Origin of the sequence: Acinetobacter sp. YH12140 (genome assembly GCF_013418475.1) — a bacterium.
In the GTDB taxonomy this organism is placed as follows: Bacteria; Pseudomonadota; Gammaproteobacteria; order Pseudomonadales; family Moraxellaceae; genus Acinetobacter; species Acinetobacter amyesii.
Genome location: NZ_VPBZ01000008.1, coordinates 213,292 through 231,877, shown reverse-complemented (window position 1 = coordinate 231,877; position 18,586 = coordinate 213,292). Strand labels below are relative to the sequence as shown.

Below are 18,586 nucleotides of genomic sequence, written 5' to 3'. Positions count from 1 at the left end.
ACTATTGACCCAAATCGATCTAAACCTGTTTTAAAACAGCGGGAAGCTGGTTTTGATGAGATTAAAATCTTCATCAGCGGTGTTACATATTTTTGCGATTAATTGGTTGAATGGTGAACTAATTTATCAGACATTAAAAATTCATAATGAAAAATATACAGGGAATAAGATCGATGCTAAGAACACTTACACAACAACGGACGACATCAAAACTTCAGCTCGCATTAGGCTGCGTCATTGCGTTTAGTGCTTCAGCAAGTTGGGCAGCATCTCCACAAGAGATTATGCAAATTGCGGAAAGTCAAAAGCAAAGTTATTTAGAGACCTTGAAAACCTTGGTCAATATTGAATCCGGCAGTAAAGATATTGAGGGTTTGAATCAAATTGCTAAGGTGGTCGCAGAGCAATTAAAAGCCACAGGGGCTGAGGTGAACGTGATTCAGCCCAAAGACATCATGAAACTCGATGGTGCGCCAGATCAGACAGGGCCGATTGTAAAAGCGGTACTGAAAGGCAAAGGTAAAACGAACATTATGTTGTTGGCACATAATGATACGGTGTATCAAAAGGGCCAATTACAAGGTCAACCGTTTCGTATAGATGGTAATAAAGCCTATGGTTTAGGTATTTTGGACGACAAGCAAGGTGTTGCTGCAGTGATTCATGTCTTGGATATGCTGAAACAGCTGAAGTACCAAGATTACGGCACCATTACGGTGTTAATTAATTCAGATGAAGAAATCAGTTCACCCGGCTCGCGCCAATTGATTATGGATACAGCTCAAAATCAGGACGTTGTTCTCTCCTTTGAAACCGGTGGTTTAGAGGGAAGTTTGATGTTAGCCACTAGTGGGATTGGTGCGGCTTATTTAGATATTAAAGGGCGGGGTTCGCATGCGGGGGTAAAACCTGAAGCAGGGGTCAATGCCTTGACAGAACTGGCTTTTCAGATTCAACAATTAGAAAATCTATCCAATCCGAAAACGGGTTTAAAGCTGAATTGGACTGTTGCGACGGCTGGAAAAACCCGAAATGTGATTCCTGACCATGCGACAGCGCAGGCAGATGCTCGTTCCTTAAAACCACAAGATTTTGCTGAGTTGGAAAAAACCTTGAAGCAAAAAGTCAAAACCAAAAAATTGGCGGAAAGTCAGGTCGAGGTCAAATTTGAAGTCCGTCGACCACCTTTAGAAGCCAGTCCACAAGCCAAAAAATTGGCCGCGACAGCCCAGCAGATTTACACAAACGAATTAAAGCTGCCGATGAAAGTTGAAACGACCGCTTGGGGTGGTGGTACTGATGCCGCTTTTGCTGGGGTTAGTTCGAGAGCCGCGATCATTGAGGGACTAGGCATGTCAGGTGATGGATTACATTCAGATAAAGCTGAATATATTTTGACAGATTCTATCGTACCGCGTTTGTACTTGGTGACGCGTTTAATTGTGGAGAGTTCTAAAAAGTAATCGTATCCGATTGGGTGAGATCTAATGAGCCATTGCCCTGAGTTTGGTTGTGGCTCATGTTAGAGCTATTCTTATGTAGCATTTGAAATGAAAAAAGCCCCGACATCCTGTCGGGGCTTTTTCGGATTCATTCTAGCGGTATAACTCCTGTCCTACCGTTAAGCTTCCTGCTCATTGTCTTATCATTGTTGTTTTATGTTCAGTGACATCCTGTCGCTGTATGACCTTAATATAAAAGTAATCCAATAACGTGAATAGTGTCTATTATCCGCATCTGATGTAAGCCAAAACGTACAACACCTAAATTATCATTTTGTCCGTCGCGTCAATGTATTGCACAGCATTAAGGCTATCGACCGATAAAACTATTGACCCAAATCGATCTAAACCTGTTTTAAAACAGCGGGAAGCTGGTTTTGATGAGATTAAAATCTTCATCAGCGGTGTTACATATTTTTGCGATTAATTTGTTGAATGGTGAACTAATTTATCAGACATTAAAAATTCATAATGAAAAATATACAGGGAATAAGATCGATGCTAAGAACACTTACACAACAACGGACGACATCAAAACTTCAGCTCGCATTAGGCTGCGTCATTGCGCTTAGTGCTTCAGCAAGTTGGGCAGCATCTCCACAAGAGATTATGCAAATTGCGGAAAGTCAAAAGCAAAGTTATTTAGAGACCTTGAAAACCTTGGTCAATATTGAATCCGGCAGTAAGGATCTTGAAGGCCTGAATCAAATGGCCAAAGTGGTGGCAGATCAGTTGAAGAATGTCGGTGCTGAAGTGAGTGTGATCGAAAGTACAGATATTTATCGCATGGACGATACACCTGAGAAAATGGGACCAATAGTTAAAGGGGTATTGAAAGGTCAAGGTAAAAGTAAAATCATGATGATCGCGCATATGGATACGGTTTATGAACGAGGAATGCTTAAAAACCAACCGTTTAAAATTGACGGTAATCAGGTCTATGGCTTAGGTATCATTGATGATAAACAAGGGGTAGCTGCAATTTTACATGTTTTGAATACCCTTAAAAAATTGAATTATAAAGATTATGGCACGATCACTGTTTTGATGAATTCAGATGAGGAAATCAGCTCACCTGCCTCACGTAAGTTGATTACAGAAACAGCACAAGATCAGGATGTGGTGTTGTCTTTTGAAGGGGGCGGTAAAGATGGTAACTTACGTCTGGCAACCAGTGGCATTGGCGCAGCCTATTTAGAAATTAAAGGAAAATCTTCACATGCCGGTGTGAAACCTGAGGCAGGGGTGAATGCACTCACTGAGCTCTCTCACCAAATCGCACAAATGCAAAATCTATCTGATCCTAACACTGGGTTAAAGCTGAATTGGACTGTGGCGGAAGCGGGTAAAACACGCAATGTCATTCCAGAACATGCTGCTGCACAGGCGGATGTCAGAGCACTACGTGTCCAAGACTTTGAGGCCGTGGAAAAAACGTTAAATGAGAAAATCAAAAATAAAAAGTTATCAGATAGCCAAGTCAGTGTGAAATTTGAAGTCCGCCGTCCACCGTTGGCTGTAAATGATGCCTCTAAAAAGTTGGCTGAAAAAGCGCAAGACATCTATAAAAATGAGTTAAACATTCCATTGACTGTTTCTTTGACTCCAACAGGAGGCGGTACTGATGCTGCTTTTGCTGGAGTAAAGTCGAAAGCTGCTGTAATTGAGGGAATGGGATTATCAGGAGATGGGGCTCACTCAAGCAATGCAGAATATATTTTAAAAGACAGTATTATTCCGCGTTTGTATTTGGCAACACGATTAATTGTGGATGTGTCGAAAGCAAGATAATATTCTATATCGCAATGATTAGAAGGAGCCTACCTAGGTGGGCTTCATTATGATTAAGCATACAGAACGAAATGAAAAAGCCCCAACGTCCTGTTGGGGCTTTTTCGTATATTGCTAAGATTCAACTCCTGTCAAATCAATCGCTTCCTGCATATTCCATTCTTTTTATTCTAGAAACTTCCTGTCTCTGTATGGTTTAACTATAAATAAGGTGCTTCAATTAGCATAGTGGTCAAGGACGCCATCTGCTGTAAGCATTTTCTTACATCGAACGCATGACATGAGTTAAGCACTGACATACTGCACCAATTTATCAAACACAGATTTTAGAGCTTTGTTATCAAACTCATTACCTTCAAAGGTTTCAGCACGGTTACGCGTGAAAATGTCACGAATTTCAACTACAGCATTACTGTCAATTAAGCCCAATTGGGTTGCCACTTGGCGAATTTGATCAATTGAACGTGAACCATTGGTGCCACCATAGCTAACGTATGCCGCGGGTTTTCCGCCCCATTCTTTACCAAGGTAATCCAACGCATTTTTGAGCGCAGGGCTGTAGCCGTGGTTGTATTCAGGGCTAATGAAAATAAATGCGTCACCTTGTGCGATTTTATCTGCCCATGCTTGTTGTTTGGGTTGGTCATAAATCCCGGTTAATGGTGGATGTGCGCCTGCAAAAATAGGCAGATCCCATTCTTTTAAATCGACAATTTCAGTTTCTACGGTACTGTAGTCATAGCTTTCGATTTCTGAAAGTAGCCAGTTGGCAATCTTAATTGCCGTACGGCCTTCGCGGACACTGCCGACAATAATATGAAGTTTCATCGTATTTCCTGTCTTGTTTTAAAGTCTTGCATTAAATTAATATGAAAACGGTCCGTTGCATATACAGAAAATGTATCGAGTCGATTGATAGTTATAAAAATAGTGATAAAAAAAGCTCCCGAAGGAGCTTTTTATTTGCTGAAACTTAGATCAGTTTTACGCCTTGTTGACCGGCAGGGGTCACTTTGAAAATTTCAACTTCAAAGGTGATATTTTTACCAGCTAGAGGGTGGTTGAAATCCACTTCGGTAATGTCTTCACCGACGGTTTTGATCACCCCATACAGACTTTGTTTGGCTTTATCTTCAAACTCAATCATATGGCCTTCGACAGGACGTTGCTCAAATTTGACGGTATCGAATTTTTGTACGTTTTCTGGGTTCCATGGACCAAAAGCATCTTCTGGAGGAAGGCTCACGGTACGACGGTCACCTGCACGTAAACCGAATAAAGCTTTCTCAAAACCCGGTAATAAGCTGCCATCACCCATGACAAGGCTGACAGGTTCAGCACGGCTACGGGTATTGTCAATTTCTACGCCATTTTCAATAGCAACAGAAAAGTGAAGGTCTACTTTAGAGCCTTCTTCAATACGAGTTTCCTCGTTAGGATTGATAAAATCAGTCATTTTGCGCTTCCGCACGTTGAATTCGGTGTTTTTCTAAGAAAAACGTATCGATAAGAAGCAGAATCGTGCCTAAAGTAATGGCACTGTCTGCAATATTAAATGCAGGAAAGTGGCTGTTGTTGTAATACACGTGAATGAAATCCACCACATAGCCTAAAGATACGCGGTCAATTAAGTTGCCGATTGCGCCGCCTAAAATCAGGGCAATGGCAATTGGAAGGACTTTCACGTTTTTTGGCATACGCATGAGCCAAAATACAAAAATGACAGACACAAGTCCTGCGAGTGAAGTAAAGAAATAACGTTGCCATCCACCGGCATCGGACAAGAAACTAAAGGCAGCGCCATAGTTATGTAGTAATGTCCAATTTAAAAAGGGCATGACAGGTACAGGATCTGCGTAGTTCAAATGTGTACTTGCAATCCATTTGGTCCATTGATCCAAAATAATGGCAACAATGGATAAGCCCACCCACACTAAATTGTGTGGGTAGAATTGAAAGAAGCCCTTTTTTTCTTGTGGATTAGGCATATTTTCTCTCTTCGCCTTGACCTGTAGGAAGGTTAATAATACAACGAGAACAAAGACCTGGATGTTCGTGATGTGTATTCACATCTGGCAGTACATGCCAGCAGCGTGCACATTTTTCACCGTCAGCAGCAGAGACTTTGACATTTAAACCGTCAAGCTCAGAGGCTTCACCTTGCGCTGCATCAAACTCATTGACAATCACTTGAGAAGTGATGAGGACAAAACGCAGTTCTTCACCGAATTTGTCTAAAACAGCTTTCAGTTCAGCATTGGCCCAAAGTTCAACTTTGGCAGACAAGTTTGAACCCACAGTTTTTGCAGTACGTGCAGCTTCAATAAACTTGTTCACTGCAGATTTGACAGTGATTAAGGTTTGCCATTCAGCTTCAGTCACCAGATTCGCTGTAGAGGCTACAGGAATGTCATACCACTCCGCAGTAAATACATATTTCTCAGATTGCTCTGGAATTAGCGGCCAAGCTTCTTGTGCGGTGAAACTCAAGATTGGAGACATCCAACGGACAAAGGCTTGAACCAAGTGATACAACGCAGTTTGTGCAGAATGACGCGCCGCAGAGTCGGCTTTGGTGGTGTACTGACGGTCTTTGATGATGTCGAGGTAGAAACCACCCAAGTCATTAATACAGAAGTTGGTCAATGCGCTGGTCACGATATGGAAGTTCATATCTTCATAAGCTTGTTGAATAGTTTTTTGCACTTCCGCAGCACGTTGCAAGATGTATTGATCAAGCGCGATCAATTGATCAACAGGCAAAGCATCAGTCGATGGTTTGAAGCCATTCAAGTTAGCCAACAAGAAACGCAATGTGTTACGGATACGGCGGTAACCATCTGATGCACGGCTGAAGATTTCTTTACCCGCAGTCATTTCATAACGGTAGTCTGCAGACGCGATCCAGAAACGTAGGCCATCTGCACCCATGTCTTTGATGATGTCTTGTGGAGTGATCACGTTACCGATCGACTTCGACATTTTGCGGCCTTTTTCGTCAACAACGAAGCCATGAGTCAATAAGCCTTTGTAAGGTGCGCGGTTATTAATCGCCATAGATGTTAACAATGAAGACTGGAACCAGCCACGATGTTGGTCAGAACCTTCAAGGTACAAGTCAGCAGGGTCTTGCAATTCTTCACGTTCACGCAATACTGCAAAGTGTGTTGTTCCAGAGTCAAACCAAACGTCTAGAGTGTCACGAACTGCATTGTATTGCTCTGCATCTGCACCGATAAACTCAGACGCATCACGGTTATACCAACCATCAATACCTTCTTGTTCAATCAGCTTCGCCACTTCTTCGATCAGCTCAGGCGTACGCGGGTGAAGTTCGTTGGTGTCTTTATGCACGAAGAATGGAATTGGCACGCCCCATGTACGTTGACGTGAGATACACCAATCTGGACGACCTTCAATCATCGACTGGATACGGTTTTTACCCCAATCCGGTACGAAGCTGATGTCATTTTCAATCGCGTTCAATGCACCTTGGCGTAAACCTTTTGCATCCATGCTGATGAACCATTGCGGTGTTGCACGGAAGATAATCGGTGTTTTATGGCGCCAGCAATGTGGATAGCTATGTTTGATCACCACATGTGCCCAAAGTTTGCCTGCTTCGGTTAAAGCAGCAATGATTTTTGGATTAGCTTTGTAGATGTGCTCGCCTGCAAAAATTGGTGCAGTCGGTAAATACACACCGTTGCCGCCAACTGGATTGTCGACTTTTAGGTTGTACTGTAAGCCAACTTTATAGTCGTCCACACCATGGCCTGGCGCGGTATGTACAGCACCTGTACCACTGCCGTCTGTGACATGCTCACCTAAGATTACTGGCACTTGGCGTTCAGCAATTAACGGATGTTGTAGTACTAGGTTTTCAAGTTTTGCACCTGCAAACTCAGCAATCACTTCAACTGCGTTAAAGCCATAACGCTGCGTTGCAGATTCAACTAATGATTTTGCAAGGATGAAGTTTTGCGCTGCTTTGTCTTCGCCAGTTGCTTTCACCAATTGGTATTCAAGCTCAGCATGTAGAGCAACCGCTTGGTTGGCAGGCATAGTCCAAGGCGTGGTTGTCCAGATTACGATATCTGTAGAATCGCTAACTGTAACACCTAGGCGTGCAGATAAATCAGCTAAATCAACAACGCTAAAACCAACGTCAATCGCATCTGATTTTTTGTCTTCGTATTCTACTTCAGCTTCAGCTAAGGCAGAACCACAGTCCAAACACCAGTTTACAGGTTTAAGACCCGGCTCAATATGGCCTGCTTTAGCAATTTCACCGAGCGAACGAACGATGTCGGCTTCTTGTTTGAAGTTCATGGTGAGGTAAGGGTTGTCCCAATCACCAAATACGCCCATACGCACGAAGTCTTTTTTCTGTAATTCGACTTGGGTGTAAGCATATTCACGGCACGCTTTACGGAAAGTGGAGGCATCTACTTTCACGCCGACTTTACCGACTTTTTCTTCAACTTTCAGTTCGATTGGAAGACCATGACAGTCCCAACCTGGTACATACGGCGCGTCAAAACCGTCCATCACACGGCTTTTGATGATGATGTCTTTCAGGACTTTATTCACCGCATGGCCTAAGTGAATTTGGCCATTTGCGTATGGAGGGCCGTCATGAAGCACATATTTTTTCTTGCCAATACGCGATGCACGAATCTGCTGATAAATGTTGTCGGCATACCACTCTTCTAACCATTTCGCTTCACGTACTGCGAGATTTGCTTTCATCGCAAATTCAGTACCTGGGAGGTTTAGCGTGGCTTTATAATCCACTGCATTTTCAGGAGTTTGCTTATCGCTCATGCAAGTTGTCTTCCAAATTTATCAGCCCGTTGACTGACGCGTTTTACAATAAATAATCGGGGGTTTAAAAGGGGAAATGAGGGTGCTGACCTCGAAACTCAAGGAGCTTTTCGACGTCGTCATCAATTCCGGCTTTCAGTGCTTCAAGCGAAGGGTAGTCCTTTTCGCCATGTAAAAAGTTCAAGAACGTCACCCGCATTAACAGGCCATACAGATTAGCAGAAACATCAGGAAAATGTACTTCTAATCGCCATTCAGGATGTTCCTGTTTAATTGCGGGACGCGTACCAACATGCCCTGCACCAAACAGGGCAGAGGGTGCATAACCTGCAACCCCTAATTTGTCAGCATTTTCGTTTTTTACTTTATCTGTTAAAGATTCGGTTTCACAAATGACATCGACTGCATAAATGCCATTTAAACAAGGTTTATGACGGTTTAAACGCACATTAATGGTAGGAAAATTAATCGTGCGACCGATTTGATCGCCATACTGCACACGACCTGTGATGCTATATGGACGACCTAAAAGTTTTGCGGCATGGGCAAGGTCGCCTGCTTGTAATGTCTGACGAACCAGTGTTGAACTGACACGTTCGCCATCGACTTCGACATTTTGCAGGGCTGTGACTTGGAAGCCGTATTGGCGTAAAAATTCGCTATTGCCTTGACGGTTTTTGCCAAAGTGGTGATCTTCGCCCAAAACTAAACTTTGTGTATTAAGCTTATTTTTTAAAATATCGGCAAATTCTTCAGCGCTGAGATTACGAAAGGCATTGTCAAATTTCGCCACCACAATATAGTCGACGCCCAGTTCAGTTAAATATTCGACTTTTTCACGTAGTGAACTGATTCGAGGTGGAGCGTCATAAGCTTTAAAGAATTCAAGTGGTTGTGGCTCAAAAATCATCACAGCTGTTTTTAAGTTTTGTTGCTGTGCTATGTCTTTGAGCTGGCTGACCATCGCTTGATGACCCAAATGTACGCCATCAAAATTGCCAATGGTCACGGCAGTTTTGGGGAGTTCTAAGTGGGGCGCTAAAGCATTCAGACGGAGCAGCTTCATGGGCGAATCAATTGTTGAAAATGTTTGAGGGCTATATATTGCCATAATCTTCTGCGTTCGTCTTGTTGTTGTGTTTTTACTCAAGTTTTTTTATGCAGAGATGAATTTATTATCAGTAAAATAAATTATAAAAATAAATATTAATCAATTTTTCTTATTTAATGGTGTGCTTAAACTATAGACATTCCATTTTGATGAGCATCATGCGATGAAAATGCCATTTTATCAACTCCAGCATAAACAAGATTTGATTCGTCATTTCACCCCAAACTGGTTTACGGTGGTGATGGGCACAGGTGTGGTGGCCCTCATTTTACCATCTATAGCGGTGGCGCCGCAGTGGATGTGGTCCATCGGAGCAGGGTTGTGGCAGATCAGCATCGTGTTGTTCATATTGTTTAGTGGGATGTATCTCAGCCGATGGATCTTATACCCACAAGAAGCCAAGCAGATTTTTCAGCATCCGGTGATGAGTTTATTTCTTGGGGCAATCCCCATGGCACTGGCAACCCTGATCAATGGCGCATTGAAATTTGGCACCACGCTGTACACTGAGTTTTTGGGCGTAAGCATCATCACATGGGCTGAATACTTATGGTATGTCGATGTATTGATGGCAATTGCGATTGCATGGTGTGTTCCATTTCTGATGTTTAGTCGTCAGCAACATGTGCTGCAAGGCATGACTGCAGTATGGTTATTGCCGATAGTTGCTTGCGAGGTGGCTGCCAGTTCAGGAGGTTTATTGGTGGCACATTTACCTGCACAGGCTCATGCTGTCCATATTTTGCTGGGGAGTTATCTGCTTTGGGGGATCTCAGTATTTCCAGCATTTGCCATCTTAAGTATCTTGTTGCTGCGTCTGGCTTTACATCAACTTCCAAGTAAGGAAATGGCGATCAGCAGTTGGTTGGCCTTAGGACCGATTGGGACAGGGGCTTTAGCGCTGTTACTTTTGGGAGAGCAAGCCCCACGTATTTTGACAGCAGTAGATTTGGCTGATTTGGGACAGGTATTACTTCAAGGCGGTGTGTTCGCAGCCCTTGTTCTACTCGGATTTGGTGTATGGTGGTTTGGAATCGCTATACTCATCACGCTAAAACATTTACGAGATTTACCCTTTAATCTCGGATGGTGGGCGATGACGTTTCCATTCGGCGTTTTTAGTTTGGCGGTCATCCATTTGGCGGAACATACGCAATTAAATGCTATCCAACAGTGCGGCACCTTTTTTGCAGTTTTGCTCTGTACGCTTTGGTTATTGGTGATGCTGAAAACCATACAAGGGTTTTATCGCGGTAGCTTATTTTTTTCTCCGTGTTTAAAAGCGTATTGTGATGCTCAGCGCGCATCTTAAATGATGTCGGGTGAATGTAAATCCGTTGAAGAAAAATATAGCGCGTTGGCTTTGACGGATTTCAGCAAACAAATATAGAGCTTCTGCAAGCGTGTGATGCAGTTACGTTATTTTGCTATCCAAGCAAAACATTCCTGTATAAAATTTGCGCGTATTTTCGAGAGATCAACAGGCTTCGAGATATAAACTTGCTTGTAGTGTAGGTGCTAGAGTAAGGATTATGGATTAAAACAAAAAAGATAAAAATAAGGATCGAATTATGTGTAATCAAACCAGTTTTTGGGATGATGCCAAAGGATTATTAGAAGAATGGTACGTCGCTTGTACCTCTAAAGAACTCAAAAAAGATCAGCCTTTTTCAGCGACCCTGTATGGTAAAAAAATTGTTCTGTTCCGACAAAAAGATGGAACAGCCGCTGCATTGCTCGATCAATGTGTGCATCGTGGTGTGCCTTTGTCTCAGGGTAAAATGACTGATGGCTGCGTGACATGTCCATATCATGGTTGGTCGTATCAGGGTGATGGCCATGTGGCGCATATTCCCAGTGTCAATGGGCAGTTTTTTCCAGAAAAACCGCATCCCTTTAAACAGCGTAGTTTTGATGTGTGTGAGCAAGATGGGGTGGTATGGATTTATCTCGGTGAAAAGCCCAAACAGGAACGCCCAGAAATATTTAAATTACCGTTTTATGATCAAGCCGGCTGGGTCAGCTATTACATGGTCGGCAGTTATGATGGTGAGATGGGCGCTGTTGCACAAAATATTATGGATGTGACCCATACTATATTTGTCCATGAAGGCTGGTTTCGTTCAGAGTCGGGAAAAGCCGTGGATGCCATCATAGATGTGGGACCGCGCAAAGTAGTCGTTGACTATCATGACCATGATGCAGATGTTGGCATGATGCCATGGCTGACCAATCCGCATGGTGCTGAACAAGTCCACCGCGACAGTTTTATCGCGCCGAATATTACCTTGGTGGAATACCATTGGGGAGAGCCGTCGGGCATGGTGTTTAATAGTCTGATTAGCCCTGTGGGACCGTATGAGTCAAGGGTTTATACCTGTGTTAGTTATAAATTTCCGATTCCAAAATTGTTGTCTAAGGCATTGATGCCGGCTGTGAATGCCTATACTTGGGTGGTCAACAAACAAGACATTAAAATTTTGTCAGCGCGAAGAGCTGGCATCGAGCATATGCCGATGACCCATTCGCATAGTGTACGAGGGGATATGGCACATATTGCCTTAGAGAAGATTTTAGATGCCTTACGTCACGACCAACAATTGGCACCATCTTTTATTGGCAAACGTCCGATGCAATTTCAAATTTGATAGCAGTTGAATCTGCTTGAGGAGTTTATTTTTCTGAGCAATGTGATTTTTGAAGCTGATTTTTTCTGCGCACGTGCAAATGTATGCTATATGAAGGCATCAATTTGAGGAGACCGCTATGCGTCAGCAAATCGCTTTAATTATGGCACTGCCGAGTGAATCTAAAGGCTTGTTTGAAGCCGCAGGCATTGAAGTGCATTACAGTGGTATTGGTAAAGTCAATGCCGCATTTAAAGCCTTTGATGTGATTCAAAAAACCGGATGTCGTACTTTACTGAATTTGGGCACAGCGGGAAGTTCACATTTTGATGCACATGCTTTGGTTGAAGTGGCTCAATTTGTACAACGGGATATGGATGTATCGCCTTTGGGTTTTGATGTCGGGGTGACGCCGATGGATACCGATCATCCTGCTGAAATTCAGCCAGAGAGCATGTTTAGCCATTTGCCTAAAGGAATTTGTGGTACAGGCGACAGCTTTGAAACTGGGCTGCCGAAAGTACCGTGTAATCTTGTCGATATGGAAGGCTACGCAATCGCTAAAGTATGTAAAAAACTGGGTGTTCGCTTTGTGTCGGTAAAATATATTACCGATGGTGCGAATGACACAGCACATCTGGATTGGGAAGAAAATTTATTATTCGGCGCAAAGAAATTATTGGAATTATATCAAACAGTAAAATAAGGCATTCAGCTAATTTCGGTCGGCGACCATAGAATGCTATGGTCGTATGCCAATTCGACCCAATTCAATTTACTTTTCTGGGCGTGGAATTACACCGTAAAGCATCATATGGACGGTATGTTGAATAATCCGTTGTTGCATACTGCGATTACGTAAGGTTTTTCCAGTGACCATTTCCATTTGGGTTGCAAAGTCAGCATAGTTTTGCGTGATTGCCCAAATGTTCAGAATTAAAAGTTCTGGATCAATATCTTTTGAAATTTTGCCTTGTTCTTGCCAGTTGCTAATGACTTTGGCTTTGCGTTTCACTAATTTTTTTAGTGGACCTTTTAAAATTTCAAGAATGTGTGGTGCGCCCTGAATGACTTCAAGTGCGAACAAACGTGAGGCTTTCGGTTGGGTACGAGATACTTCAATTTTCTGCAATAGATAATTGGTGATCGCTTCTTCAGGCTCAAGGTCTGCTTCCAACATTTGTAGCGGAGCAAGCCACTTTTGTAGAACCGTTGTCAGAACTTCAACATAAAGCGCTTCTTTATTTTCATAGTAATAGAAAATATTCGATTTATGCATTTCTGCAATCTGTGCGATCTCATCCAAGCTGGCGCCATTGAAGCCATACAGGGAAAAGACATCCAGTGCTGCATTAAGCAACTGGTGGCGTTTCTGGGTACTCTTTTTTTGTTCCATTAGCTCTTTTAAGAAAATGAAAAGGGAATATTGAATTGTACGGCAAATCAACAGATTTGTGCACAATCATCGTTTTTAATTTTATGAATTTTGGCAGTTTATTCTGTTCAACGGTCAAATAAATACGACGAATGCCATAATATTTCAAATAATCATTTTAGGGTGAAATTTAAATAAATCATTATTTTTAGTCATGGATTTATATGATTTGTAGTAATTTTTGTGATGTATTTGTCAACAGGCGATAAATCTCCCCTCAATGCTAAACATGGTTTTGTTGCGATATTGTTCTTGAATAGTACAGGAAGTCACACGGTTTAAGTGATGATTTCCTGCACAAGTACAGCTTAAGTGGCCAAGACCGCTTGTAAGACTTGTTGTTCAAGTTCAGTAAATTCAATGCCTTTTTTTCGTGGGCGGGCCAAATCGACATGAAATTCTTTGGCAATATGGCCTTTATCGAGCAAGATTATACGGTCTGCCAACTGCACGGCTTCACTTACATCATGCGTGACCAAAATCGCGGTAAACCCTTGTTCAGTCCAGAGTTTTTCAATCAAATTCTGCATATCTAAACGTGTTAAGGCATCGAGCGCACCCAGTGGTTCATCTAGCAGCAAAATGCGTGGTTTATGTGACAAAGCACGTGCCAGTGCAGTACGTTGACGTTGCCCCCCTGATAGCTGTGTTGGCCAAAGCCCTGCTTTGTCTTTTAAACCAACTTTCTCGAGGAGTGCTGTGGCATTGGCATGTTGGTCTTTGCTTAAACCGAGTTGCACATTTTTCTCAATGCTACGCCAAGGCAGGAGGCGAGGGTCTTGGAACATCACACGAATATCATCACTGGTGATGCCTTCACGAATATGACGTGCAGACTTAAATTTAATTTCGCCATAACTCGGTTTTTCTAAGTCGGCGATAAGGCGAAGCAGGGTACTTTTACCACAGCCACTACGACCGACAATCGCCAAGAATTCACCGGGTTGAATATGCAGGTCAAGGTCCTCAAGGACTTTAACATCGCCATAAAATTTGTGTAGTTGTTCAATCAGGATCTCTGCGCCCAACACCGCATGGGGGTTGATATCCTCGACTGAAGAACGCTGAGGTTGGGTTGAGTCGTCTGCATGACGGCTTATGCTTAAATCGGTCATCACATGCTCCTTATTTTTGGTAACCCGAGTGCCAACGGAGTAAATATTTTTCTAAGGCAACAGCCAGTACATCGGCTAATTTACCGAGTAGGGCATACAATAAAATCCCGACCAAGACGATATCGGTTTGTAGAAATTCGCGTGCGTTCATGGTCATATAACCGATGCCGGCTTGTGCAGAAATGGTTTCTGCCACAATCAACAGAACCCAAACGAGACCGAGTGAAAAACGCAGACCAACCAAAATAGACGGCATCGCCCCCGGCAGAATGATTTCTTTATACAGTTGCCAGCCACTCAAACCGTAGCTTTTGCCCATTTCAATCAGTTGAGGGTCTACAGAACGAATACCGTGATAGGTATTGATATAAATGGGAAAGAATACGCCAATAGCGACTAAAAAAAGCTTGGCCGATTCATCGATCCCAAACCATAAAATCACCAATGGAATCAGGGCAAGAGCAGGAATGTTACGGATCATTTGCAGCGTGGTATCGAGTAGCGTCGATGCTGTTTTGGATGAACCATTCAGCAGCCCTAAAAAAAGACCTAATCCACCACCGACTAAAAGCCCAACCAAAGCACGACCCGCACTGATTTGAACATGCTTCCACAGTTCACCACTGATCATTAAGTTCCAAAAGGCCACCACCACCGCACTTGGCGCAGGCAAAATACGACTTTCTAACAGCCCTGTAACAGAGGCAATTTGCCACACGATAATTAATGCAATAGGAAACAACCAAGGCAGCAAACGCTGCCCGAGTTGTGTTCCACGTGAAACCTTCGGTGCTTTGAAGGTTTCAACAGAAACAGTTTTGGACATTAGGCCGGCTCCTGAATCTTTTCAGCTTTTTTATTTTCATCTGGGGTGTAGTTGTTCGCGACGATCTCACCAAATGGGCCGGTTAAGTTAGGTTGAACCAATTTTTGACGTGTTTCCAATGGCAGTAATGGGAACACCAATTCTGCAAAACGGATCGACTCTTCAAGGTGTGGGTAACCAGAGAAAATAAAGGTATTAATCCCGAGATCGGCATATTCTTGGATACGTGCGGCTACAGTTTCAGGATCACCAACGAGTGCCGTACCTGCACCACCACGAACCAATCCAACACCTGCCCATAAGTTTGGCGATACTTCTAATTTGCTACGGTCGCCATTGTGCAGTTCAGCCATACGGCGTTGACCAACAGAGTCCATGGTTTTGAACTTGGCTTGCGCGGCTGCAATGGTGGCATCGTCGACATATTGGATCAGCTCTTCTGCTGCTTTCCATGCTTCTTCATTGGTTTCGCGCACAATGACATGTAAACGAATGCCATAATTCAGTTCACGTCCTTTGGCTTTGGCTTTTTCACGCACCACAGCAATTTTTTCTTTTACCGCAGCAGGTGGCTCACCCCAAGTTAAATAGGTGTCAACTTGATCCGTTGCCAGTTCAACAGCTGCCTCTGAAGAACCGCCAAACCATAGTGGTGGATACGGTTTTTGTACCGGTGGATAAAGTAATTTTGCGTCGTCCACACTCAGGCGTTCGCCATGGAAGGTATAGCTTTCACCAGTATGTGAACGGGTTAAAATTTCACGCCAAATTGTGGTGTATTCCGCAGCAGTTTGGTAACGCGTTGCGTGATCTTCATAGACACCATCACCCTTGAGTTCTTGCTCATCACCGCCTGTAACTAAATTCAGTAAGATACGACCGCCAGATAAACGGTCAAATGTTGCAGCCATACGTGCAGTCAGTGCAGGCGTTGTCACCCCTGGGCGTAGCGCGACTAGAAATTTTAGATTTTTAGTGGCATCAATCAAGCTTGCAGCTGTAAGCCATGGATCTTCACATGAACGACCTGTCGGAATCAGAACGCCTTCATAGCCAAGATTATCCACCGCTACCGCAATTTGCTTCATGTAGGCATGATCGACTTGGCGTGCACCTTTACTTGTTCCTAAGTAGCGACTGTCACCGTGGGTAGGGATAAACCAGAAAATTTTCATGTTCAGTTCCTTGTATTTTTGATGGCTCGGGTATCAATGTGATGAAGGTGTCCAAACTTGCTTTTGGACTTGAATGTTGTTTGGAATCAGTTGGACTTGTTTAAATAAGTCCGCAATATTTTGCTGTGCTTGTATGACCTCGGGTGTCAGTGGGCGCACAGGAGATGGTTTAGACCGGCGAGAAAAGGCTTGCGCAGCAATATTCTTTTGCAGCCCAGTGCTGTTTTGATAAATCTCTAAAGCCACATTTTGGTTCTTCACAATCCACTGATCGGAAGCGTCTAGGGCCTTTAAAAATTTAGCTGGGGCATCAGGGTGCGCTTGAACGACTTTTGGATTTGCTACATAAAATGAATAGGTCTTTGGAAAATCACCAGATTGAATCAGCACTTTAGCCTGAGCATCCAACTCCGCTGCAGATAAAAACGGGTCCCAAATGGCCCATGCATCAATTGATTTTTTATCAAATGCGGCACGTGCATCTGCTGGTGGAATCCAAATCGGTTGAATGTCATTCCAAGTCAAACCGGCTTTTTCTAAAGTTTTGGCTAATAACTCATGCGCACTCGAGCCTTTTTGTACAGCAACGCGTTTGCCACGTAATTCTTGAATGGTTTTGATTGAGCTATCCGCTGGAATCACGACAGCAAGCGACTGTTCAGGCACCACTTCATAGCCAATATAATTCAGGTCTTTATTGGCAGCTTGGGCAAAAATAGGCGGGGTGTTGCCGACATAGCCATAATCCACTGCACCGACGGCAAGGGCTTCTAACATTTGTGGGCCAGCAGGGAATTCCTTCCACTCAATGTGAGCGCCGGGAAATTGTTGTTCAAAGAGCTTTTGTTCACGGGCAACCAGCAAATTTAAGGCTGATTTTTGAAAACCAATAACCAAGGTTTTTACGGCTGTTTCAGCTGGTTTTTCACGATCCTGCTGTGCTGTTTCTTGTTTTTGGCAGGCACTGAGTCCAAGGCCCAAAGTGGTTAAAGTCAGTATGGAAAATGTTCTTAGAATACGCATGGCATCGCCCTTATGCTGTGGTCGGCTTATTTGATAATGGCCGACTCAATATTTAATTTATTGGGAATTAATTTTTCGTTATAAAACGCATCAGCGACTTGCTGCTGCTCTTGCGCCACTTGTGCAGTAATCGGCGTCACTTGATTGCCTAAGCGAGAAATTGATGTTTTAAGTACATCCAGACCTAAGCCGGTTTTGCCTTCGAGTAACTTGGCCGCTTCGTCTTGATTTTTTGAGACCCATTGCGTGGTCAAATTCAACTCATTCACCACAGCTTGCAGCACTTTTGGATTTTCCTGAGCAAATTTACGATCGGCCAAATAGAACTGGTAGTTCTTCACCAAGTTTTCGCCATTGGCAATGGTGCGAGCATTAAGTTGATGCTCAGCGGCAGAAAGGAACGGGTCCCAAATTACCCATGCATCGACTGCACCTTTTTCAAAGGCAGCTCGTGCATCGGCAGGCGGTAAATACACGACATTGATGTCGCTAAATTTAAGCTGATTGGCTTCCAACAACTTGAGCAACAGGTAATGCACGTTTGAGCCTTTGTTTAAGGCCACACGTTTACCTTTTAAATCCTGAATACTGTGAATAGCCGAATCTTTTTGCACAATTAACGCTTCAGCTTTTGGAACAGCAGGTTGGTTGGCAATGTAAACCAAATCGGTTTGAGCGGCTTGAGCAAAGATAGGCGGTGCTTCACCGACTTCACCAAATGACACGCTGCCCACATTGAGGCCTTCAAGCAGCTGTGGACCCGCAGGAAATTCCACCCATTTGATATTTACACCTTGGCTTTTTAAGGCTGTTTCTAAGGTTCCGCGTTCTTTTAAAATTGGCAATAAGCCATATTTTTGGAAACCAATATTTAAGGTGACATTTTCTTCAGCCTCTTTTTTGCCACAGCCCGACATCATCATGGCACCCACAACCGCTGTAGACAGTACAAGTGTTTTTGTCCAAAGTTTTGCTTTGTGAGTACGCATGTGTTGCTCCTATAAAGGTCTAAATGTGCAGAACTGTTGATTTATAAACACATAAGCTAAAGAGTTTTCTTTTTCGAAAAAAATAAGAAAACTTAAATTTAAAATCAGGAAAAAAGATAAATAAAAATCAGCAAAAGTTATGAAAAAATATGATTTTATAAAAAC

16 protein-coding genes are annotated in these 18,586 nt (G+C 43.2%); 5 read left to right on the top strand and 11 right to left on the bottom strand.

Annotated features, from left to right (window positions below; all coding sequences use genetic code 11):
• Positions 1-173 precede the first annotated feature (173 nt).
• Both FTU75_RS13580 and FTU75_RS13575 read left to right on the top strand, forming a co-directional pair.
• A complete protein-coding gene (locus FTU75_RS13580) occupies positions 174-1,463 on the top strand; it encodes a glutamate carboxypeptidase (protein WP_180116189.1) in 1,290 nt (429 codons plus the stop codon).
• 537 nt (positions 1,464-2,000) lie between these two features.
• A complete protein-coding gene (locus FTU75_RS13575; RefSeq protein WP_180092619.1) occupies positions 2,001-3,293 on the top strand; it encodes a glutamate carboxypeptidase in 1,293 nt (430 codons plus the stop codon).
• Positions 3,294-3,578: 285 nt separating this feature from the next.
• On the opposite strand, the gene FTU75_RS13570 is transcribed toward FTU75_RS13575, so the two are convergent.
• The 5 genes from FTU75_RS13570 to ribF form a co-directional block, all read right to left on the bottom strand.
• A complete protein-coding gene (locus FTU75_RS13570; RefSeq protein WP_180116188.1) occupies positions 3,579-4,121 on the bottom strand; it encodes an NADPH-dependent FMN reductase in 543 nt (180 codons plus the stop codon).
• Positions 4,122-4,266: 145 nt separating this feature from the next.
• Complete coding sequence (locus tag FTU75_RS13565) at positions 4,267-4,749, bottom strand: peptidylprolyl isomerase (protein ID WP_078190656.1); 483 nt, start codon at positions 4,747-4,749, stop codon at positions 4,267-4,269.
• Positions 4,742-5,281 carry a signal peptidase II gene (lspA, locus tag FTU75_RS13560; protein WP_078190655.1) on the bottom strand — a complete coding sequence of 180 codons (540 nt, stop codon included), beginning with the start codon at positions 5,279-5,281 and terminating at the stop codon, positions 4,742-4,744. The genes FTU75_RS13565 and lspA overlap by 8 nt, the downstream gene beginning before the upstream one ends.
• The gene (gene ileS / locus FTU75_RS13555; protein WP_180116187.1) at positions 5,274-8,120 is read right to left on the bottom strand and encodes an isoleucine--tRNA ligase; all 2,847 of its coding nucleotides are present in this window, start codon (positions 8,118-8,120) and stop codon (positions 5,274-5,276) included. Before ileS ends, lspA begins: the two co-directional genes overlap by 8 nt.
• A gap of 64 nt (positions 8,121-8,184) precedes the next feature.
• Entirely contained in the window at positions 8,185-9,186 is a 1,002-nt protein-coding gene (gene ribF, locus FTU75_RS13550; RefSeq protein ID WP_168379800.1) for a riboflavin biosynthesis protein RibF, read from the bottom strand.
• Positions 9,187-9,394: 208 nt separating this feature from the next.
• On the opposite strand from ribF, the gene FTU75_RS13545 reads away from it, so the two are divergent.
• The 3 genes from FTU75_RS13545 to FTU75_RS13535 all read left to right on the top strand — a co-directional run bounded on the left by FTU75_RS13545 (position 9,395) and on the right by FTU75_RS13535 (position 12,564).
• A complete protein-coding gene (locus FTU75_RS13545; protein WP_180116186.1) occupies positions 9,395-10,543 on the top strand; it encodes a TDT family transporter in 1,149 nt (382 codons plus the stop codon).
• A 259-nt stretch (positions 10,544-10,802) separates the two neighbouring features.
• Positions 10,803-11,879 (top strand): aromatic ring-hydroxylating dioxygenase subunit alpha, encoded by a 1,077-nt coding sequence (locus tag FTU75_RS13540; RefSeq protein ID WP_180116185.1) that lies wholly within the window; start codon positions 10,803-10,805, stop codon positions 11,877-11,879.
• 118 nt (positions 11,880-11,997) lie between these two features.
• On the top strand, positions 11,998-12,564 hold the full coding sequence (locus FTU75_RS13535) for a 5'-nucleosidase (RefSeq protein ID WP_180110314.1): 567 nt from the start codon (positions 11,998-12,000) through the stop codon (positions 12,562-12,564).
• A gap of 69 nt (positions 12,565-12,633) precedes the next feature.
• On the opposite strand, the gene FTU75_RS13530 is transcribed toward FTU75_RS13535, so the two are convergent.
• The 6 genes from FTU75_RS13530 to FTU75_RS13505 all read right to left on the bottom strand — a co-directional run bounded on the left by FTU75_RS13530 (position 12,634) and on the right by FTU75_RS13505 (position 18,421).
• Positions 12,634-13,254, bottom strand: a complete 621-nt coding sequence (locus FTU75_RS13530; RefSeq protein WP_078190649.1) for a TetR/AcrR family transcriptional regulator — start codon at positions 13,252-13,254, stop codon at positions 12,634-12,636.
• 347 nt (positions 13,255-13,601) lie between these two features.
• Complete coding sequence (locus FTU75_RS13525; RefSeq protein WP_180101704.1) at positions 13,602-14,408, bottom strand: ABC transporter ATP-binding protein; 807 nt, start codon at positions 14,406-14,408, stop codon at positions 13,602-13,604.
• 10 nt (positions 14,409-14,418) lie between these two features.
• Positions 14,419-15,234: an aliphatic sulfonate ABC transporter permease SsuC gene (ssuC, locus tag FTU75_RS13520; protein ID WP_180116184.1), complete on the bottom strand. Its 816-nt coding sequence runs from the start codon at positions 15,232-15,234 to the stop codon at positions 14,419-14,421.
• Entirely contained in the window at positions 15,234-16,409 is a 1,176-nt protein-coding gene (gene ssuD / locus FTU75_RS13515) for an FMNH2-dependent alkanesulfonate monooxygenase (protein ID WP_180116183.1), read from the bottom strand. Before ssuD ends, ssuC begins: the two co-directional genes overlap by 1 nt.
• A 33-nt stretch (positions 16,410-16,442) precedes the next feature.
• Positions 16,443-17,432: an aliphatic sulfonate ABC transporter substrate-binding protein gene (locus tag FTU75_RS13510; RefSeq protein ID WP_180116182.1), complete on the bottom strand. Its 990-nt coding sequence runs from the start codon at positions 17,430-17,432 to the stop codon at positions 16,443-16,445.
• A gap of 26 nt (positions 17,433-17,458) precedes the next feature.
• Positions 17,459-18,421, bottom strand: a complete 963-nt coding sequence (locus FTU75_RS13505) for a sulfonate ABC transporter substrate-binding protein (RefSeq protein ID WP_180024668.1) — start codon at positions 18,419-18,421, stop codon at positions 17,459-17,461.
• Positions 18,422-18,586 lie beyond the last annotated feature (165 nt).